General features: G+C 77.2%; 2 protein-coding genes. Both read left to right on the top strand.

Going from position 1 to position 2921, the window contains the following annotated elements; all coding sequences use genetic code 11:
- Positions 1-844 (top strand): ketoacyl-synthetase C-terminal extension domain-containing protein (locus CCN39_RS48720; RefSeq protein ID WP_143264507.1); only part of this gene is annotated, 844 nt, incomplete at its 5' end.
- A 57-nt stretch (positions 845-901) separates the two neighbouring features.
- Positions 902-2921: non-ribosomal peptide synthetase (locus CCN39_RS48715; protein ID WP_143264506.1), on the top strand; the 2020-nt coding region annotated here is incomplete at its 3' end.

The following is a 2921-nucleotide window of genomic DNA, read 5'->3' as shown; positions in this document are numbered from 1 at the left end:
CGCGGTCGCCGAGGCACTGGCGGTGGCCGAGGTCGACCCGGCCGAGGTCCGGCTGGTCGAGGCGCACGGCAGCGGCACCCCGCTCGGCGACGCCATCGAGGTGGCCGCGCTCAACCGGGTGTACCGGGACGTCCCGCCCGGCACCTGCGCGCTCGGCTCGGTCAAGACGAACATCGGCCACCTCGACGCGGCCGCCGGTGTGGCCGGGCTGATCAAGGCCGTGCTCTCGGTGCGCCACGGCGTCATCCCGCCGAACCTGCACTTCACCGCGCCGCACCCGGAGGTCGACCTGGCCGGCGGGCCGTGTTACGTGCCGGTCAAGGCGGCCGACTGGCCGGACGTGCCGCGGCGGGTGGCCGGGGTGAGCGCGTTCGGCATGGGCGGGACCAACGTCCACGTGATCGTCGAAGAAGCACCGGTGCCCGGGCCGCGGGTGACGGCCGACGGTCCGCACGTGCTGCCGGTGTCCGCGCGGGACCCGGAAGCCCTGCGCGAGGCGCTGGCGGCGTTGCGGGACCGGCTCGCCGCCGACCCGCCGGACCTGGCCGACGTCGCCTACACCCTCGCCGTCGGCCGCCGGGAGCTCGCCGCACGGGCGGCGGTGGTCGCGACGACCGCGGCCGAGGCGGTCGAAGCCCTCGAGGCGCTGCTGGCGGACGGGACCGGCCTGGCCGGGCCGCCCGGTGCCGCCCGGGAGCTGGCCGCCCGCTGGGTCGGCGGCGCGGACGTCGACTGGGCCGCCCGGCACGACGGCGCGCGCCCGGGACGGGTGCCGTTGCCCGGCTACCCGTTCCAGCGCAGCAGGTTCTGGATCGACCCGCCGGCTCGGGGACACCACCCGTGAGCCGCACGCACGACCACACGGCCGCCACCGCGGCCGTGCCGAACTGGGGAGTTCACGTTGACCGACACGTTGCCCGGCACGGGCATCGACGGCCCGGCCCGGTCCCGCACCGGACTGTCCTATCCGGACACGACGGTCGCCGAGCTGATCCTGGCGCAGGCGGAGCGGACGCCGGACGCGCTCGCCGTGCGGCAGGGAGCCACCCGGCTCACCTACGCTGAACTCGTCGCCGCGGCCTGGGGCGTGGCCGCGGCCCTCCGCGCACGCGGGGTGGGCCCGGAATCCCGCGTCGGGGTGTGCGCCCACCGGGCGCCTGCCCTGGTGACCACCGTCCTCGGGGTCCTGTTCTCCGGCGGCTGCTACGTCCCGCTCGAACCGGGCGGCCCGCGGGCGCGGCTGGCCGGGATCGTCGCCGACGCCGGGGTCTCGCTGGTGATCGGCGACGCCGCGGTCGCGGAGTTCGGGCCCGCGCTGGGGATCGACGTCCCGCCACCCGCGGCGCCCGGGGGCTGCCCGGCCTCGCCGGACAGCACCGCGCACGTGCTCTACACCTCCGGTTCGACCGGGCGGCCGAAGGGCGTGCTCACCACCCACCGCAACATCGTCGCGTTCGCGACCGGGTTCGCCGGGCGGCTGGGGGTCGGCCCGGGCACCCGCACCCTCGGCGTCGCCTCGCCCGGGTTCGACGCGTTCACGATGGACGTCTTCGTGCCGCTGATCGCCGGCGGCTCGGTCCAGCTCGCGAGCTCGGCCGACCGCGCCGACCCGGAACGGCTGCGCCGGTTCGTCGTCGAGCACGACGTGAACTGGGGGTTCATCACGCCGACGCTGCTGTCGCTGCTGGACCCCGAAGACGTGCCCGGCTGGCGGACCATCGCCTGCGGTGGCGAGCCGGTGCCCGCGGGGCTGGCCGCCCGCTGGCTGCCCGGCCGGCGGTTCTTCAACGTCTACGGCCCGACCGAAACGACCGTCGTGGTGCTCACCGACGAGGTGACCGGCATCCCGGCCGACCCGCTGCCGCTGGGGACGCCGACGCCGGGCCACCGCGCGCACGTCGTCGACGCCGGGCTGCGGCCCGTCCCGCCGGGCGAGGTCGGCGAGCTGGTGATCGGCGGGCCCGGGCTGGCCGCGGGCTACCTGAACAGCCCGGAGCTGACCGCGCGCAAGTTCGTCGAAGACCCGTTCACGCCGGGGGAGCGGCTCTACCGCACCGGTGACCTGGCCCGGCTGCGTCCCGACGGCCGGCTGGAGTTCGCCGGCCGCGCCGACCGCCAGGTGAAGGTCCGCGGCCAGCGGATCGAGCTCGGTGAGGTCGAGGCCGCCCTCGGCGCGCACCCGGACGTCGGCGCCGTCGCGGTCGAAGCCGTGCCGGGACCCGGCGGTACGCGGCTGGTCGCGTTCCTCACCCCCGGGTCGGCGCCGTCCGACGAGGACATCCACGCGTTCGCCGGGGACCGGCTGACCGAGGCGATGCGCCCGGCCGCGATCCGGCGCCTGGCCGAGCTGCCCGTCAACCCCGTCACCGGCAAGATCGACCGGCCCGCCCTCCGCACCCTCGCCGAAAGCGAGCCCGGGGCGGCCGAGGTCCCCGCGTCGCCGGTGGCCGCGGTGTGGCGGCAGGTCCTGGGCGCGGCCGCCGGTCCGGATTTCCTGCTTTCCGGCGGGGATTCGATCTCCGCGATGCGGCTGGTCGCGGCGCTGCGGGCCGAGTTCGCCGCCGACGTGTCCGTCGAGGACGTCTTCGCCGGTCGGACCCTCGACGGGCTCGCGCGGCGGGTGGCCGCGGCCGCCCCGCTCACCGGGGCCGGCCTGACGACCGGGCACGCGCCGGCGTTGTCGCCGCCGCAGCGGAGGCTGTGGTTCCTCGACCAGCTCGCCCCGGACGCGGCCCCGTACAACATCGCGATGGCGTTCCGGCTGACCGGACCCCTCGACGTCGCGGCGCTGAAGGCCGCGCTCGGCGCGGTGGCCGAACGGCATGACGTGCTGCGCTGGCGCATCCGGCCGGTCGACGGCGTCCCGCGGGCCGAGTGCCTGCCGCCGGACGAGGTGGCCCTGCCGGTCGTCCCGGTGGCCG

This window comes from Amycolatopsis kentuckyensis, from assembly GCF_002155975.1.
Lineage (GTDB): Bacteria > Actinomycetota > Actinomycetes > Mycobacteriales > Pseudonocardiaceae > Amycolatopsis > Amycolatopsis kentuckyensis.
The sequence above is the reverse complement of the archived record's forward strand: the minus strand, read 5'-3'. Positions and strand labels throughout refer to the sequence as shown.